Genomic DNA, 15,381 nt, shown 5'->3' on the forward strand with positions numbered 1-15,381 from the left:
TTAGTCCTACGGCTGCGCAAAGCGCAGTCGCAGGGCGTAACCCACCACTTTCGTCTCCGCGGATACCAAAGAGGTGGGTTACGCCGAGTGATTGCGCCTCGCGCAATCACAGGGCTAACCCACCCTACGAAGCTACGTCGTCGCCCGCTTCTTCTTCGCGTTCAGCGCGGAGGCCACGCGGCTCACGGGCGGCTTGCCGAGCACGCCGCTCATCGCGTTCGTCGCCGCCAGCAGCTTCTCCATATCGACACCTGTCGTGATCCCCATGCCTTCGAGCATGTAGACGACGTCTTCCGTCGCGACGTTCCCCGTCGCGCCCGGCGCATAGGGACAGCCGCCGAGCCCGCCGGCAGCGGCGTCGATGACGCGGACGCCCTCCTCCAGCCCTGCATAGAGGTTGGCGAGCGCCTGGCCGTAAGTGTCGTGGAAATGCATCGCGAGCCTGGCTGCGGGAATGTGGGCCGCAACCGCGCGCAGCATCTCCTTGGCCTTGGCTGGCGTGCCGACACCGATTGTGTCGCCGAGCGAGATCTCGTAGCAGCCGAGCTCGAACAGCGTGCGCGCGAGATCGGCGACCGCCTTCGGCTTGATCTCGCCATCGAACGGACAGCCCAGCACGCAGGAGATATAGCCGCGCACCGGCACACCGTCGGCCTTGGCGCGTGCCAGCACCGGCCTGAACCGCTCGATCGACTCCGCAATCGTGCAGTTGATGTTCGCCCGGGAAAACCCCTCGGAGGCCGCCGCGAAAACGGACACCACCTTGGCGCCCGCGGTGCGCGCGGCGTCATAGCCCTTCTCGTTCGGCACCAGCACGTGGAATTCGGCGCCCTCAACGTGGGCGACGCCGCGCAGCACCGCGTCCGAGCTGGCCATCTGCGGGATGGCCTTGGGCGAGACGAAGGCGCCGACCTCCACGGTGTCCAACCCGGCCGCCACGAGCGCCTCGATGAACGCGATGCGGGCCTCGACGCTGACGGGGGTCTTCTCGTTCTGGAGGCCGTCGCGCGGCCCCATCTCGATGATGCGGACAGGATCGCTCATCTCATTCCCCTGCAGGTTCGACCAGAGCGAGCTCGACGCCCTCCTGCACGATGTCGCCGACTTTGCACTTGATAGATTTCAGCACGCCGGCATAGGGCGCGCGCAGCGTCTGCTCCATCTTCATCACTTCCAGCGTGAGGATCGGCGCGCCCTTCTCCAGCTCGGCCCCCTCCTCGGCCAGCACGGCAACCACCGTGCCGGGCAAGGGTGCTGCGATCTTGTCCTCGCCGACATGCTCCTCGCTCTCGCCTCCGAACGGATCCACCCAATGCAGGTCGAAGCGGCCGTTGCGCGTGCGCAGGTACAGCTCATGGCCATCGATGACCGCTGCCACCGACGATTTGACGCCGTCGAGCGTCAGATCGAAGCCCCCATCCTTCGCTGCGATCGTGAACGCCAGCTCGCGGTCGCCGATCACCAGCGTCGACGGTCCGCTGCCATAGTTCAGCGCGATCTTCTGCTCCGGACCATGGCCGACACGGAAGGCAAAGCTGCGCTGGCGGCGACCGACCGGCTGCCAGCCGAAGGTCTGCCACGGCGAACTCGCCTCCGCATGCGCGGTCTGCCGCTCCTCGTTGACGATGGCGGCAACTGCGGCGCAGAGCTCGAGCTCTCCGGGCGCCGGCGCCGCGGCGGTCAGCACCGCCAGCTCGCGCTCGATGAAGCCGGTATCGATCGCATTCGCCCGCACCTTCGGATGCGTCATCAGCGCCGACAGGAACGGGATGTTGGTGACGATGCCGCGGACGTCGGACTCCTCCAGCCCGCGGTTCAGCCGCTCGATCGCGACGTCCCGCGTCGGCGCCCACGCGATCACCTTGGCGAGCATGGCGTCATAATACGGCGAGACCGTATCGCCCTCGCGATAGCCGGCGTCGATGCGCAAGCCCCCGGTCTCCGCCGGCAACCGCCAGGTCGAGATCCTGCCGACCGACGGCATGAAATTCTTGGTCGGGTTCTCGGCATAGACGCGCGCCTCGACGGCATGGCCGTTGAGCCTGATCTCATCCTGCTTGAGCGGCAGCGCCTCGCCGAAGGCAACGCGCAGCTGCCACTCGACCAGGTCGATGCCGGTGATCAGCTCGGTGACGGGATGCTCGACCTGCAGGCGCGTATTCATCTCGATGAAGAACACGTCCTTGCCGTCGGAGACGAACTCGATGGTGCCGGCACCGACATAGTTCACCGCGCCTGCCGCTTTTCGCGCGGCGGCGCAGACGGTTTCGCGCTGCGCAGCATTGAGCGTCGGTGATGGCGCCTCCTCGATCACCTTCTGATGCCGGCGCTGGAGCGTGCATTCGCGCTCGAACAGCGAGAGCAGATTGCCATGGCTGTCGCCGATGATCTGCACCTCGATATGCCGGGGATTGTCGACGTACTTCTCGATCAACATGCGGTCGTCGCCGAAGGCGGCCTTGGCCTCGCGCTTGGCGCTGACGATCGCCGGCGCCAACTCATCGGCGGACCGCACGATGCGCATGCCGCGCCCGCCGCCACCGGCGGAGGCCTTCACCAGCACGGGAAAGCCGATCTTGTCCGCCGCCTTGGCGAGCGTCGCCTCGTCCTGGGCCTCGCCGTGATAGCCTGATACCAGCGGCACGCCGGCCTTCTCCATCAGCTCTTTCGAGCCGGATTTCGAGCCCATTGCCGTCATCATCCCGGCGGTCGGCCCGACGAAGACGAGGCCGGCGTCATAACAAGCCTGCGCGAACTCGGCATTCTCGGAGAGGAAGCCGTAGCCGGGATGCACGGCCTCCGCTCCGGTCTTGCGCGCGGCCTCGATCAAGCGCTCGATATTGAGATAGCTGTCGCGGGCGCGGGCGGGCCCGAGCAATACGGCCTCATCGGCGAGCGCGACATGCATCGCCTCGCGATCGGCCTCGGAATAGATCGCGACCGTGCGCAGGCCCATCGCACGGGCGGTGCGGATAACGCGGCAGGCGATCTCGCCGCGGTTGGCGATCAGGAGCGTGCGGAAACGCCGGTAGAGTTTTGAGCGGTCCATCACATCACATCCTGAACAGGCCGAATTTCGTCGGTTCGAGCGGCGCATTCGATGCCGCCGAGAGGCCAAGGCCGAGCACGAGACGCGTGTCGGCCGGATCGATCACGCCGTCGTCCCACAGCCGCGCGGTCGCGTAGTACGGGTGGCCCTGGCTCTCATATTGCGCGCGAATGGGCTCGCGGAACTTGTCTTCCTCTTCCCTGGACCAGCTGTCGCCCTTGGCCTCGATATTATCGCGTCGGACCTGGCTCAGCACCATCGAGGCCTGCTCGCCGCCCATCACCGAGATGCGCGCGTTCGGCCACATCCAGAGGAAGCGCGGCGCGTAGGCACGGCCGCACATGCCATAATTGCCGGCACCGTAGGAGCCGCCGATCACGACGGTGAATTTCGGCACCGACGCCGTCGCAACCGCCGTGACGAGCTTGGCGCCGTCGCGCGCGATGCCGCCCGCCTCGTACTTCTTGCCGACCATGAAGCCGGTGATGTTCTGCAGGAATACCAGGGGAATGCCGCGCTGACAGCACAGCTCGATGAAATGCGCGCCCTTCAGCGAGCTCTCGCTGAACAGGATGCCGTTGTTGGCGATGATGCCGACCGGATAGCCCCAGATATGGGCGAAGCCGCACACCAGCGTCGTGCCGTAGAGTTTCTTGAACTCGTCGAACTCGGAACCATCCACCACGCGGGCGATGATGTCGCGCACGTCGAACGGCTTGCGGCCGTCGACCGGCACCACGCCGTAGATTTCCTCCGCCGGAAACAGCGGATCGCGCGGCTGATGCATGTTCAGGTTGGGCCGCGCGGAAGGCTTGAGCGTGCCGACGATACGCCGGGCGATGCCGATCGCATGCGCATCGTTCTGGGCGTAGTGATCGGTCACGCCGGATTGCCGCGAATGCACGTCGGCGCCGCCAAGCTCCTCCGCGCTCACGACCTCGCCGGTCGCGGCCTTCACCAGTGGCGGGCCGCCGAGGAAGATGGTGCCCTGGTTGCGCACGATGATGCTCTCGTCCGACATCGCCGGCACATAGGCACCGCCGGCGGTGCAGGAGCCCATCACGATCGCGATCTGCGGAATCCCCTGCGACGACATCTGCGCCTGATTGTAGAAGATGCGGCCGAAGTGCCGCTCGTCCGGAAAGATCTCGTCCTGCAGCGGCAGGAAGGCGCCGCCGGAATCCACCATGTAGACGCAGGGCAGATTGTTCTGCCGCGCAATGTCCTGCGCGCGCAGATGCTTCTTCACCGTCATCGGGTAATAGGTGCCGCCCTTGATGGTGGCATCGTTGGCAACGATCACGCATTCGCGGCCCGAGATGCGCCCAACGCCAGTGACGACGCTGGCCGAATGCACGTCACCGCCATAGAGGCCATAGGCTGCGAGCGGCGACAGCTCCAGGAACGAGGTGCCGGGATCGACGAGGAGGTCGACGCGCTCGCGTGCCAGCATCTTGCCGCGCGCGGTGTGGCGCTTGCGCGAAGCCTCGCCGCCGCCGCCGGCGACCTCGCTGAGTTTCTCACGCAAGTCCGCGACGAGGCCGCGCATGGCCTCGGAATTGCGTGCAAAATCTGATGACGACGGATCGATGCTGGAATGAAGCGGCATGGTGTTTCCAATGGGGTGAAGGACTTAAGCCGTCTCGGCCATCAGCTCGCGGCCGATCAGCATGCGGCGCACCTCCGAGGTGCCCGCGCCGATCTCGTAGAGCTTTGCATCGCGCCACAGGCGCCCGACCGGGAATTCGGAGGTATAGCCGACCCCGCCCAGCGCCTGGATTGCTTCGCCCGCCATCCACGTTGCCTTCTCCGCGGAATAGAGGATCGCAGCAGCCGCGTCCTTGCGCAGGGTGCGCGCGTGGTCGGCGCGGTCGCAGGCGCGGCCCACCGCATAGACATAGGCGCGCGTGGCCTGCCAGGTCGCATACATGTCGGCGAGCTTGCCCTGCATCAGCTGGAAGTCGCCGATCGGCTGGCCGAACTGCTTGCGTTCATGCATGTAGGGCACCACCGCATCCATGCAGGCCGCCATGATGCCGAGCGGGCCACCCGAGAGCACCGCGCGCTCGTAATCGAGGCCGGACATCAGCACCTTGACGCCCTCGCCCACCTTGCCCATCACATTCTCCTCCGGCACCTCGCAATCGTCGAAGAACAGCGGATAGGTGTTGGAGCCGCGCATGCCGAGCTTGTCGAGATGCTGGCCATGGGTGAAGCCCTTGAAGCCCTTCTCGATCAGGAACGCGGTCATGCCGCGCGGGCCGGCCTCCGGATCGGTCTTGGCATAGACCACCAGCACGTCGGCATCGCCGCCGTTTGTGATCCACATCTTGGAGCCGTTGAGCACGTAGCGGTCGCCGCGCTTGTCGGCGCGCAGCTTCATCGAGACCACGTCGGAGCCGGCGCCCGGCTCGGACATCGCGAGCGCACCGACGTATTCGCCTGAGATCAGCTTCGGCAGATAACGCTGCCGCTGCGCGTCATTGCCGTTGCGGCGGATCTGGTTGACGCAAAGATTGGAATGGGCGCCGTAGGACAGGGCCACAGCCGCCGAACCGCGCGAGATTTCCTCCATGGCGACGATATGGGCGAGATAGCCCATATTGGAGCCGCCATATTGCTCCGGCGCGGTCATGCCGAGCAGGCCGAGGTCGCCGAAGCGCTTCCAGAGGTCTGCGGGGAAAAGATTAGCCTTTTCGATCTCGGCGGCACGCGGGGTGATCTCCGCCTCCACGAACGAACGAACGGTGTCGCGCAGCAGGCTGATGTCTTCGCCCAGATCGAAATCGATGCTCGGGATGTTCAAGGCGAGTCCTCCGTATTTTGGGCTCCGAAACTAGCCCGGTCCCGGCCCTCTTGCAGTCGAAAAGGTTGCATTTTCCGCCAAACTTGGCGAGGATTTCCGAAAGGAATTCCGATGCCTTTTCAAGCCGCCACCGCGATTCCGCGCCGCGCCGTCACGCCCGCCGCCTTCGTCCGCGGCGTGGTGGCCGCGTACGAGCATTACGGCCGCGATCCCGCCGAAGCCTTGAGCCGGGGTCAGGTCGCGCCGGAGCTTGTGAATTCTCCTGATGGGCGTGTGACCGCGGCCCAGTTCGAAGCGCTGGCGGGCCATGCCATGCGCGAGCTCGATGACGAGGCGCTTGGCTGGTTCTCGCGCCGGCTGCCATGGGGCACCTACGGCATGCTGTGCCGGGCCTCGATCACCGCACCGACGCTGGAGGTCGCGCTCAAGCGCTGGTGCCGGCATCACCGCTTGGTCACAGAGGATGTGCTGCTCGATCTCGAGGTTGGCGAAGAGACCGCCGTCGTGTCGATCCGTCAGCTCCGTGACCTCGGGCCCTTCCGCGAGTTCTGCCTCGTCACGCTGTTCCGCTACGTCCTCGGCTTCTCATGCTGGGCTGTCGACTCCCAGATCGCGCTCCGCGCGGCTGAGTTTCCTTACTCAGAGCCCGGCCACGTCTCGGTCTATCCGACCATCTTTTGCCGGAACGTCCGCTTCGACGCGGACCGCGCGGCCATCGTCTTCGACAAGCACTATCTGTCGCTACCGCTGACGCGCAGCGCGGCCGATCTCGACAACATGCTCAAGGGCGCGCTCCGGCTCACCGTGCTGCCGTACCGGCGCGACCGCCTGCTGGTCGAGCGCGTCCGCCGCGTGCTGCGAGAAGCGCGCGGACGGGTCCTCGGCGCCGAGGACGTCGCGCGCGAGCTTGCGCTCTCCACCCGCACGATGCATCGCCGTCTGCGCGAGGAGTCCACCTCGCTGCGCGATCTCAAGGAGGAGACGAAATTCGAGCTGGCCAAACAGGAGCTGATGCGCGGCCGCACGCCGATCAAGCGCATCGCCGAGATCGCCGGCTTCCGCAACGAGAAGAGCTTTTCGCGGGCCTTCCGAACCTGGACCGGCACCTCCCCGCGCGAGTTTCGGGGGCGGTATCGCTGAGGCGCTTTTCTGAGATTCAGACTTGATCGTGGAATATTCGGAGCCTACCCCGCCGGCTCTGCCACCGCGACCTCCTGCAATGGCAGCGGCACGTCCTTGGCAACCCCGAGCACGGGGAAGCTGCGCACGTTCTTGACGTTAGGCATCGCGGCGAAATGCAGGAGCTGCTGCCGCATGCTCTCGACACTCGGGGCCACGCATTTGAGCAGATAGTCGGTGTCGCCGGAAATCCGCCAGCATTGCTGGATGCGCGGGATTGCGGCGATCGAGCTCTCGAACGCCTCCAGCACCGGCTGGGCCTGGCTGCCGAGCTGGATCGAGACGAACGACACCACCTCGTAGCCGAGCAGCCGCTCGTCGATCACGGCGCGAACCGCCCGGATCACGCCGCGGCTGAACAGCGACTTCAGCCGCCGCAGGCAGTTCGGCGCGGACACGCCGACGCGCAGCGCCAGCTCGTTGTTGCGAACCCGCCCGTCCTGCTGCAGTTCGGATAGGATTTTCAGATCGACGCCGTCGAGCTGGTCACGCCCCGCCATCCCCCACCTCGTCCTGGTCGTGTCATGCGAGGCAGCGAAGCACGGTGGGAAATGGCTGCCAAGGGCCGGACGGACCCCCTGGCCGATCTTGTGGCGCTACCGCACGCATATTCGCGCGGTAGATGCAATTGCGAAACGTATCGCCCGCAGCTATAGGAGCCGCAGCAATGCACGGTCTGCGGGATGCTTTGGAAACTTTACTTTGCGCTGTTCGGCGTTACGACCTTGGGGGGCGTCGGCGTTATCCTCGTCGATGGGCCGCACCCGATCTACCCGTTGGCAGACTACGTCATTCTGACGCTGACTATTGCTCAGCTTGTCGGCTTGTTTGGCTACGCATTCCAGCGGCCGATACTATCCGAGCGACTTTGGCAGTCGGCCTTTCCCTTGTTCACGCTCAACCTGATCGCAACGCTGGTGATTGCCAGCATACGGTTCGCAGCAGCTCGCCCCGAATACGGAGCGCCAGTCGCCGCCTTCGCCGTAATCTTAGTTGGACTTCCTTGGCATCTTCCCCTCTTGCTCGCCGATCGACGGTACGCATTCCGTTCCACGACGGTGATCTGGAAGGAGCTGGTCTGACACCGATGCCAGGGTTTCCAGAGCGGCCGCCCACCCCTCAATGCGTCCAGGGCTCGCCGCGGCGGAACGAGAAATTGTCGGCATAGGCAACCGGCCGGCGGATCGACTCCTTGGGCTCAATCACCTGATAGGCGATGCCCTTGCGCTCGCAATAGGCGATCGCCTCTTCCTTGCTGTGGAAGCGCAGCGTTATTTGCTGCTTCATGTCGGCCGACGAGGTCCAGCCCATCAGCGGCTCGACCGACCGCGGCTGCTCCGGCTCGTAATCGAGCTGCCATTCCCTGGTCTTGGACCGGCCGGATTGCATCGCGTTCTTGGCGGGCTTGAAAATGCGTGCGGTCATGACTGGTCCGGGCCTCTTGGTCTTTCCGTTCGATTTCGATGCGTCACGGTGGCAGTTGGTGGAAATCTCGGGGATAGTATAGAGAAGCCGGTTGGGAACTGATCCTGATTCCGGCCCCGGCAACCCTCGCCGACGGTATAGTCATTATGCTGCACCGTGACAATTGCGTACCCGCGTTTCATCCTGGGACCCCGTTTGGCGGCCCGGTTTCATCGATCTCCGTGCTTCTGTCCTCTCTGAAAGCTCCCGACGCATGGCCTTCCTGAACGTCAGCGCCACACTTCCCGACAAGGGTCGCGACCTCCGGCTCGACCTGTTTCGCGGTGTCGCAAACTGGGCGATCTTTCTCGACCATATCCCCGACAACGTCGTGAACTGGATCACGACCCGCAACTACGGCTTTTCCGACGCGGCCGACCTGTTCGTCTTCATCTCCGGCTACACCGCCTCCTTCGTCTATGCACGGATGATGCTGGACCGCGGCTTCATCGTCGGTGCCACGCGGCTGACCAAGCGGGTCTGGCAGCTCTATGTCGCCCACATCATCCTGTTCGTGATCTACATCGCATCAATCAGCTATCTCGCGCTGCGCTTCGGCGATTCCGAGATGATCAACGAGTTCAACGTCGCCGGCCTCGTCGACAACGCCACCGAGACGCTGCGCCAGGGCCTGTTCCTGCGCTTCAAGCCGCTCAACCTCGACGTGCTGCCGCTTTACATCGTGCTGATGGGCCTGTTTCCGCCGGTGCTGTGGTTTATGCTGCGCAAGCCCGATTTGACGATGATCCTGTCGATCGTGCTGTGGCTCGCCGCGCGCCATTACGGCTGGAACCTGAACGCCTATCCGGCCGGCCAGTGGTACTTCAACCCCTATTGCTGGCAGGTGCTGTTCGTGTTCGGCGCCTGGTGCTCGATGGGCGGCGCGCGGCGCTCGGCAACGCTGATCAATTCGCCTGTTACGCTGTGGGTCTGCCTCGGTTATCTCCTGTTCGCGCTGGTCATGACCATGGCCGGCCGTTTCCCCACCTTCGGCGGCATGTTCCCGGAATGGCTGTTCTCGGCCTTCAACCCCAATGACAAGACCAACCTCGCACCGTATCGCTTCCTCCACTTCGTGGTGATCGTGATCCTGGTGATCCGCTTCGTGCCGAAGGAGTGGCCGGGGCTGGAGTGGAAGGTGTTCGACCCCTTGATCGTCTGTGGCCAGCAGTCGCTCGCCGTGTTCTGCGTCGGCGTGTTCCTGTCCTTCGTCGGTCATTTCGAGCTGTCGATGAGCTCAGGGTCGCTGCTCGCGCAGATCTTCGTCAGCGTCGCCGGCATCGCGATCATGACGACGGTGGCTTATTACATCTCGTGGTCGAAGAAGCAGGACAAGCCGCTGAAGCCGCCGCCGGCCAAGCCGGCTGCGGAGGCGAAGGCGGCCTGAGAGAGGCGGCAGTTAGGCCGCCTCTTCGCCGTCGAACTCGGTGAACTTCTTGTAGATCCAGTCGCGGCCGTCATGGCGGCGCCAGACCTTGCCGAGCACGAACTGCCCGTTGATGGAGCGGCGCGGCACGATCACCGTCCAGAGGTGCCAGATCTCGGTCCAGTTTGACTGCGGACCGATGGTCCCGATGTTGCGGTCAATAGACATGGCAGAACTCGCTGGCGCAGAACTTAGGCTGATCCGCGCGCCGCGACGAACAATCATCTGTGGTGGCACAGAATGGACAGCCCATCGCGAGCCGGGACCGACCTGATAGCAGCCAGCCAAACGGCCGCAACAGCCGCTCGCCTTTAACCTTGCCGATCAACCTTACTTCTTGGGATGGAGCGGCGCGTTTGGTTGAAAGCCCGCGCCGGTTTTTCTAGAATGCCCGTGATTTGAGGACGGGCGCGCCGTTTCGGCGCAGGGCGATTTTAAGACTGAACTTTGCAGACGATCGGACGTTTGGAAGCAAGTAGATTGCTGGGGGGACGACAATGATGAAATTGCAATGTGCGCGTCTGCGCCTCGCGTTGCGCGTGATCCCGCCCGCGCCAATCGTGAGCATGGCGTCGCAACGGCCGCCGCAAGCCGCCAACGACAATCAGATGGCCTGGCCGTACGTGCCATTTCCGCCCGGCTGGTACGCCTCGAACTGACGAGCGCGGCGGACAAAACGCAACGCCGCGCAAGCGGAATATTCATCGCTTGGCGGCGTCCGTTTAGACATTGGGCGCTGAAATCCCCAACACGGATTTGTCTATCGCGACGGGCGAAGGTTCGATGAGGCTTTGCTGATTTCCGCGCGAAGCGGAGGCCGGACGCGTAGATGCCTGGCCATTGCCGGTTGGATGCTGACCTCTAGGCCAGCGCCGCCCGGGACTGGTCGGGGCAGCTGGATTCGAACCAACGACCTGCAGTACCCAAAACATACCAGCTATTCCCTCACCTACCCTCACCCACCCTCCGCCGTCGTAACGTCCGGCAGAAAGTTCGGCTGGCCATAACCTCGTGCTATCCCTTGCCTGCTGTGATTGGCACCGCGGTGCTTCCCCCGTGCTTCCCGGAGGAAAAATGAGCGGTCAAACCATCACAAAGAGCCTGGTCGACGGCCTGGAAAAGCAAGCGTCCGAATACACGGTATGGGACGCGAAGCTTCCCGGGTTTGGGGTGCGCGTCCGCCCCACGGGGGCCAAGTCGTTCATCATTGTCTACCGGGCGGGAACCGGCCGGACGGCGCCGGTCCGGCGCTACACTGTGGCTGCAGTCGGCAAACTAGCGCCAGAGGCAGCCCGCACCCAAGCCAAGATCCTGCTGGGGAACATTGCCAACGGCGCCGACCCCGCCGCCGAGAAGCGAGCGAATCGGCCCAAGCGCGACCGATTGACTTTCGATGAGCTCGCCCAGCTCTACCTTGACCAATACGCCAAGGTGCGGAAGTCGAGCTGGAAGAACGATGAGGGGTACCTCAAGAAGCCCCGGGCCAAGTGGAAGCGCCGAATCGCTTCTGAAATTACCGATGACGACGTGGCAGAACTCCTTGAGGAGATCGGCGTCACGGCGCCCGTGGGGGCGAATCGGACGCAATCGATCCTGCACACCCTGTTTTCGTGGGCGAAGGAACCTGGCCGAAAGCATGTTTCGACCAATCCCGTGGCGGATATGCGCCGGCGCTATCGAGAAACCGCCCGTGAACGCGTCCTCAATGATGAGGAGATCCGAATCCTGTGGTGGGGCTTGGATGATCCGGAGTTGCCCGCTGGGCGCTCGGTCGCCCTCGCCCTTCGGTTCATCCTGGCAAGTATGGTTCGGCCTGGCCAGTCCGCTGGCCTGCTCGTACCGGAGTTGGTGGGGTTCACCGGGGAGGGTCCGCAGTACCACATCCCAAAACATCGAGTGAAGAAGCGCCGCGAAGTGATTGTCCCGCTGAATGCATTGGCAGTCGCTACCCTGCGAGAGGCAATCACGCGCGAAGATCAAGGCTCCGTTTTCTGTTCCTGGTCGACCCAGCCGGAGATGGGCATCGATGAAGGAGCAAACCGCACCCGGACGGAACCAGAGCAGCAACCACTATTGCCGATCACCCGAGACTCGTTGTCCGCGGCCTTAAACGGCCGGCCGGCCAAAGGCAAACGGCCGGCGCGCAAGGGCATTCGGGAGCATCTAGGCCTAGCCCACTTCACGCCGCACGATCTCAGGCGCACCGCCGCGACGATCGCGCGCCGCGGGGGCGCCAAGCGTGAAGACGTGAAAGCCTTGCTTGACCACCTCCAGGGCGATGTCACGGCCACCTATGACAAGTACGACATGCTGCCAGAGAAGCGGCTCGTCGCCTCGATCTTGGAAGCTGAACTTAGAAAGATCGTCGGAAATCGAGTCTTGCCGGCGCCGAAACCGATCCTCGCAGGCGAGAACGTAGTGCCGATCACTGAGGGAGAACGCCGAATTGTGGGTTTGTAAATCGCTAAAATCGACAAACTCACAAATGCAAGGGGAGAGGCTTCTGATGGTCGCTGCTATCGTCTGATCCAAGCGGTGGGCGCCGGCTTCTCCCTGAAGACGGCGCCGCGCAAATGGAGAAAGGATCAATGCAGCAGTTCCTGAATACCAAAGAAGCGGCGAAGCACGTGCGGCTGTCCACCGCGACGCTCGAACGCCTGCGCGTGCGTGGCGGCGGCCCCACTTACATCGCCCCAATTCCGTCGAAGGTGGTCTACGACGTTACCGACCTCGACGCCTGGATGTGGAGCCGTCGACGCAAATCGACCTCTGAAACGGCCGCCTAACCATTCGCGCGCGTTTGCGCACTTTCGCCGGCCATGCATTCCCAAACACGAGACAATGAGGGCCAAAACAGTCACGTCCCCGCGTTGGGCGCCAAAAGAATGGCCCCGCCGACTGCCAGGTCGAACGGGGCCAGAAATGAAACCGTAAGAGATGAATATCACAGATAACGTTACGAAACAACGAAATGGCCTTAGAAGCACTAAGTTAGAAAGCGTTTTGCACCTCGCCGCGAAGGGCTTTCGAGCCTTTCCGGTGGCGATCAACGAAAAGAAGCCGCCGTTCATCGAAGGATGGCAAACCCATGCGACCCGCGATCCTGAGCAGCTCAGTGCGATTTGGGAGCTCGAACCGCGGCTCAACATCGGTTGCGTGATCGACGCGGGTTTCTCGATCGACTTCGACCCGAAAAACGGCGGCTTAGAGTCTCGCCAGCGGATGAAAGAGGCAGGCCTACTCACCCGCACCTACACGCAACGCTCGCCTTCTGGGGGCTACCACGAGACCTATCGATGCCCGCCATCGGTCGCAGAACTTCTCAAAAATGCGGTTGGGACGATCCCCGGATATCCTGGGACCGACATTCGCGCCGATCGGAAGGGTTATATCCTGGGCGCGGGGTCGACAACTGCCGCCGGAGCCTACACCATTGAGGACGACGCTCCGATTGCGGACGCAAACTCTGAGCTCCTCGCCATCCTGCCGAAAGACGATCCGAGCAAGGCTCTACAGTTGGAACCTCCGGTCGAGGGGCAAGACAGTGAGAGCGAGAAGGCGCGTGCAATCAACTACCTTGTCCGCCAGGCTCCCGAAGCAGTCCAAGGCCAAGGGGGCGACAATACGACGATCAAAGTCATCAATCGTGTCCGCGACTTCAACTTGAGCGCGGAAACGACGCTTGAGCTCGTTGACGAGTTTTGGAACGCCACGAAGGCGATTCCGCCGTGGGACTACGTTGACCTCGCCAAGAAGGTGAGGAGCGCCTCGAAGTCGCGAAAGAACTCGGTCGGTGTGAGGGCGCCCGAGCACGAGCTCGAGCCGGTTGAACTGAAAGATCTTCGGAAGGATCCGTCCAAGCCTCTCTCCGGTGATTGGGACGAACCGGCCGACCTTTGGAAACAGGAAAAGCCGCCTAACGACATGCTTGAGGGGATCGTCCCGCCCTTCCTGAATGCATTCGGGAGGGATCGGGCGCGGTCGCTGGGCGTAAATTCGGACGCAGTCACGGCCGCCACCGTGGCGGTAGTGGGCTCACTGATCCCTGCCAGCAACCGGCTGCAGATGTTTCAAAACCGGAGCTCATGGTCGGTACTCTGTGTGCTTTGGACCGCGCTTGTCGGCGATCCCGGATCAGCCAAGTCGGCTGCGGTGAAGGCCGCGCTTGCCTTCGCTAATCCCGTCAACAAAGCCTGGTCAGCCGCTTTCGCCAAGGCGATGGCCGACTACGATCGGGCGGAGCTCGCCTTTTCCGCTCGGACTTCGAAGAAGAAAAAGCTCGAGGAGCCGGCCGAGCCCGACGAGCATCCGGCAGACCTTATGGCGAAGCCGACGCCGCCCAAGTCGCGCTCGAAAATCTCGAACGACAGCACCACCGAGGCAATCGTAACACGCCTCGCAGAGACGCCCGAGATCGCGCCGCTGATCCAATATTCCGATGAGCTCTCCGGGTGGCTCGGAGGAATGGACGCGTACCGGGCGAAGGGCTCCAAGGACAGAGCGCTCTGGCTGGAGGCCAAGGAAGGTGCCTCCTACCGCGTTGATCGCCAGGGTCGCGGATCGGTCGAAGCCCCGAACTTGGCGGTGTCAATCATCGGAGGAATTCAGGACGACCTTATCGCCCGGCTGGCTCCTGATCTCGAGACCGACGGGCTCTTGCAGCGTTTCGCCCTGATCGCAATTCGGCAGCTGGGGCTTGGCGAGGACAATGCCGAAGATCCGGCCATTGAGGCCGCGATCCCACGCGTTGCCTTGGCACTCGCCGGCCTCGGTGAGGCAACCTACCGCTTCGACCCCGAGGCCGCAGAGGAGCTGTGGGCTATCAAGGCGTTCAAGGCGCGCGAGATGGCCCGTCCCGACATCCCCTCGGGGCTGAAAACGTGGCTGGCGAAGACTGATGCCGAGTTCGGTCGGTATGCCCTGGCCTTCCACCTGATCGAATGGGCCATAATCGCTGAAGCGCTCGAAGTACCCCCGGACGCGATAATCTCAGCCGAAACGGCTAGGAGGGCCCGGCGCTATGTCGAAGAGTTTCTCTACGCTCACGCCCTCTTCATCCACACCGCAGTGCTCGATGGCGCCGGCCACGATCACGAGGCGCGGTGGATAGCGGGCTACATCCTCACCCGGAACGTCCAGCGGCTTTCGGCCAGGGAGGTCAAACGGGCCCGGCCGCGCAGTCTTGGCAAGAACCCTAAGCAACTGATGGCTGTGATGAGCCAGCTTGAGGTTGACGGGTGGGTCCGCTTGGCGAGCCCGGATCCCGCCAGCTGGCGGGTCAACCCCGCCGTTCACGATGGCCGCTTCGAGGATATCCGGCGCACCGAAGCTGAACGGCGCGAAGCTGTCCGCGGCGAAATCGCGGTCGCGGCCGCAAGCCGGCGGGCGGTAAAGGGGGACGCAGCATGACATTTCGGTCCTGTCAGCGCTGTCAGCGGGTGTCAACGCTGTCAGCGT

Annotated in this window: 13 protein-coding genes; 6 read left to right on the forward strand and 7 right to left on the reverse strand. The window is 63.7% G+C overall.

Annotated elements, in window-relative coordinates:
- Positions 1-132: 132 nt before the first annotated feature.
- From XF30_RS21930 to XF30_RS21945, 4 genes are read right to left on the reverse strand one after another with little or no spacing between them, the layout of a single operon-like run.
- Positions 133-1,044, reverse strand: a complete 912-nt coding sequence (locus XF30_RS21930; RefSeq protein ID WP_109143829.1) for a hydroxymethylglutaryl-CoA lyase — start codon at positions 1,042-1,044, stop codon at positions 133-135.
- Between the two features lies 1 nt (position 1,045).
- The gene (locus XF30_RS21935; RefSeq protein WP_192893217.1) at positions 1,046-3,049 is read right to left on the reverse strand and encodes an acetyl/propionyl/methylcrotonyl-CoA carboxylase subunit alpha; all 2,004 of its coding nucleotides are present in this window, start codon (positions 3,047-3,049) and stop codon (positions 1,046-1,048) included.
- Between the two features lie 4 nt (positions 3,050-3,053).
- Positions 3,054-4,658, reverse strand: a complete 1,605-nt coding sequence (locus tag XF30_RS21940) for a carboxyl transferase domain-containing protein (RefSeq protein ID WP_109143831.1) — start codon at positions 4,656-4,658, stop codon at positions 3,054-3,056.
- 24 nt (positions 4,659-4,682) lie between these two features.
- Complete coding sequence (locus XF30_RS21945; protein WP_035999647.1) at positions 4,683-5,855, reverse strand: isovaleryl-CoA dehydrogenase; 1,173 nt, start codon at positions 5,853-5,855, stop codon at positions 4,683-4,685.
- Positions 5,856-5,966: 111 nt separating this feature from the next.
- Between XF30_RS21945 and XF30_RS21950 the strand changes: the two genes are divergently transcribed.
- Positions 5,967-6,995 carry an AraC family transcriptional regulator gene (locus XF30_RS21950; RefSeq protein WP_035999650.1) on the forward strand — a complete coding sequence of 343 codons (1,029 nt, stop codon included), beginning with the start codon at positions 5,967-5,969 and terminating at the stop codon, positions 6,993-6,995.
- Between the two features lie 44 nt (positions 6,996-7,039).
- On the opposite strand, the gene XF30_RS21955 is transcribed toward XF30_RS21950, so the two are convergent.
- Positions 7,040-7,534 carry an Lrp/AsnC family transcriptional regulator gene (locus XF30_RS21955; RefSeq protein WP_057029137.1) on the reverse strand — a complete coding sequence of 165 codons (495 nt, stop codon included), beginning with the start codon at positions 7,532-7,534 and terminating at the stop codon, positions 7,040-7,042.
- Positions 7,535-7,717: 183 nt separating this feature from the next.
- On the opposite strand from XF30_RS21955, the gene XF30_RS21960 reads away from it, so the two are divergent.
- Positions 7,718-8,116: a hypothetical protein gene (locus tag XF30_RS21960; protein WP_035999655.1), complete on the forward strand. Its 399-nt coding sequence runs from the start codon at positions 7,718-7,720 to the stop codon at positions 8,114-8,116.
- A gap of 37 nt (positions 8,117-8,153) precedes the next feature.
- On the opposite strand, the gene XF30_RS21965 is transcribed toward XF30_RS21960, so the two are convergent.
- Positions 8,154-8,459, reverse strand: coding sequence for an ETC complex I subunit (locus XF30_RS21965; RefSeq protein ID WP_024337795.1), 306 nt, complete (start codon positions 8,457-8,459; stop codon positions 8,154-8,156).
- 253 nt (positions 8,460-8,712) lie between these two features.
- Here XF30_RS21965 and XF30_RS21970 point away from each other — a divergent pair, with 253 nt between their 5' ends.
- Positions 8,713-9,885 (forward strand): OpgC domain-containing protein, encoded by a 1,173-nt coding sequence (locus XF30_RS21970; RefSeq protein ID WP_036027956.1) that lies wholly within the window; start codon positions 8,713-8,715, stop codon positions 9,883-9,885.
- Between the two features lie 12 nt (positions 9,886-9,897).
- Here the strand turns inward: XF30_RS21970 and XF30_RS21975 are convergent, their stop codons facing one another.
- Entirely contained in the window at positions 9,898-10,092 is a 195-nt protein-coding gene (locus XF30_RS21975; protein WP_036027955.1) for a hypothetical protein, read from the reverse strand.
- A 906-nt stretch (positions 10,093-10,998) separates the two neighbouring features.
- On the opposite strand from XF30_RS21975, the gene XF30_RS21980 reads away from it, so the two are divergent.
- The 3 genes from XF30_RS21980 to XF30_RS21990 all read left to right on the forward strand — a co-directional run bounded on the left by XF30_RS21980 (position 10,999) and on the right by XF30_RS21990 (position 15,333).
- On the forward strand, positions 10,999-12,384 hold the full coding sequence (locus XF30_RS21980) for a tyrosine-type recombinase/integrase (RefSeq protein ID WP_109143832.1): 1,386 nt from the start codon (positions 10,999-11,001) through the stop codon (positions 12,382-12,384).
- 128 nt (positions 12,385-12,512) lie between these two features.
- The gene (locus tag XF30_RS21985; protein ID WP_204524517.1) at positions 12,513-12,710 is read left to right on the forward strand and encodes a helix-turn-helix domain-containing protein; all 198 of its coding nucleotides are present in this window, start codon (positions 12,513-12,515) and stop codon (positions 12,708-12,710) included.
- A gap of 151 nt (positions 12,711-12,861) precedes the next feature.
- The gene (locus XF30_RS21990) at positions 12,862-15,333 is read left to right on the forward strand and encodes a DUF3987 domain-containing protein (protein ID WP_109143834.1); all 2,472 of its coding nucleotides are present in this window, start codon (positions 12,862-12,864) and stop codon (positions 15,331-15,333) included.
- Positions 15,334-15,381: the final 48 nt, after the last annotated feature.

Origin of the sequence: Bradyrhizobium sp. SUTN9-2 (assembly GCF_003122645.1) — a bacterium.
In the GTDB taxonomy this organism is placed as follows: Bacteria; Pseudomonadota; Alphaproteobacteria; order Rhizobiales; family Xanthobacteraceae; genus Bradyrhizobium; species Bradyrhizobium yuanmingense.

Bases quoted from the DNA above. Each gene is read 5' to 3' on its own strand.
- XF30_RS21930 (WP_109143829.1), bottom strand. From the start codon at position 1,044: ATGAGCGATCCTGTCCGCATCATCGAGATGGGGCCGCGCGACGGCCTC.
- XF30_RS21990 (WP_109143834.1), top strand. From the start codon at position 12,862: ATGAATATCACAGATAACGTTACGAAACAACGAAATGGCCTTAGAAGC.
- XF30_RS21940 (WP_109143831.1), bottom strand. From the start codon at position 4,658: ATGCCGCTTCATTCCAGCATCGATCCGTCGTCATCAGATTTTGCACGC.
- XF30_RS21965 (WP_024337795.1), bottom strand. From the start codon at position 8,459: ATGACCGCACGCATTTTCAAGCCCGCCAAGAACGCGATGCAATCCGGC.
- XF30_RS21975 (WP_036027955.1), bottom strand. From the start codon at position 10,092: ATGTCTATTGACCGCAACATCGGGACCATCGGTCCGCAGTCAAACTGG.
- XF30_RS21980 (WP_109143832.1), top strand. From the start codon at position 10,999: ATGAGCGGTCAAACCATCACAAAGAGCCTGGTCGACGGCCTGGAAAAG.
- XF30_RS21950 (WP_035999650.1), top strand. From the start codon at position 5,967: ATGCCTTTTCAAGCCGCCACCGCGATTCCGCGCCGCGCCGTCACGCCC.
- XF30_RS21960 (WP_035999655.1), top strand. From the start codon at position 7,718: ATGCTTTGGAAACTTTACTTTGCGCTGTTCGGCGTTACGACCTTGGGG.
- XF30_RS21955 (WP_057029137.1), bottom strand. From the start codon at position 7,534: ATGGCGGGGCGTGACCAGCTCGACGGCGTCGATCTGAAAATCCTATCC.
- XF30_RS21935 (WP_192893217.1), bottom strand. From the start codon at position 3,049: ATGGACCGCTCAAAACTCTACCGGCGTTTCCGCACGCTCCTGATCGCC.
- XF30_RS21970 (WP_036027956.1), top strand. From the start codon at position 8,713: ATGGCCTTCCTGAACGTCAGCGCCACACTTCCCGACAAGGGTCGCGAC.
- XF30_RS21985 (WP_204524517.1), top strand. From the start codon at position 12,513: ATGCAGCAGTTCCTGAATACCAAAGAAGCGGCGAAGCACGTGCGGCTG.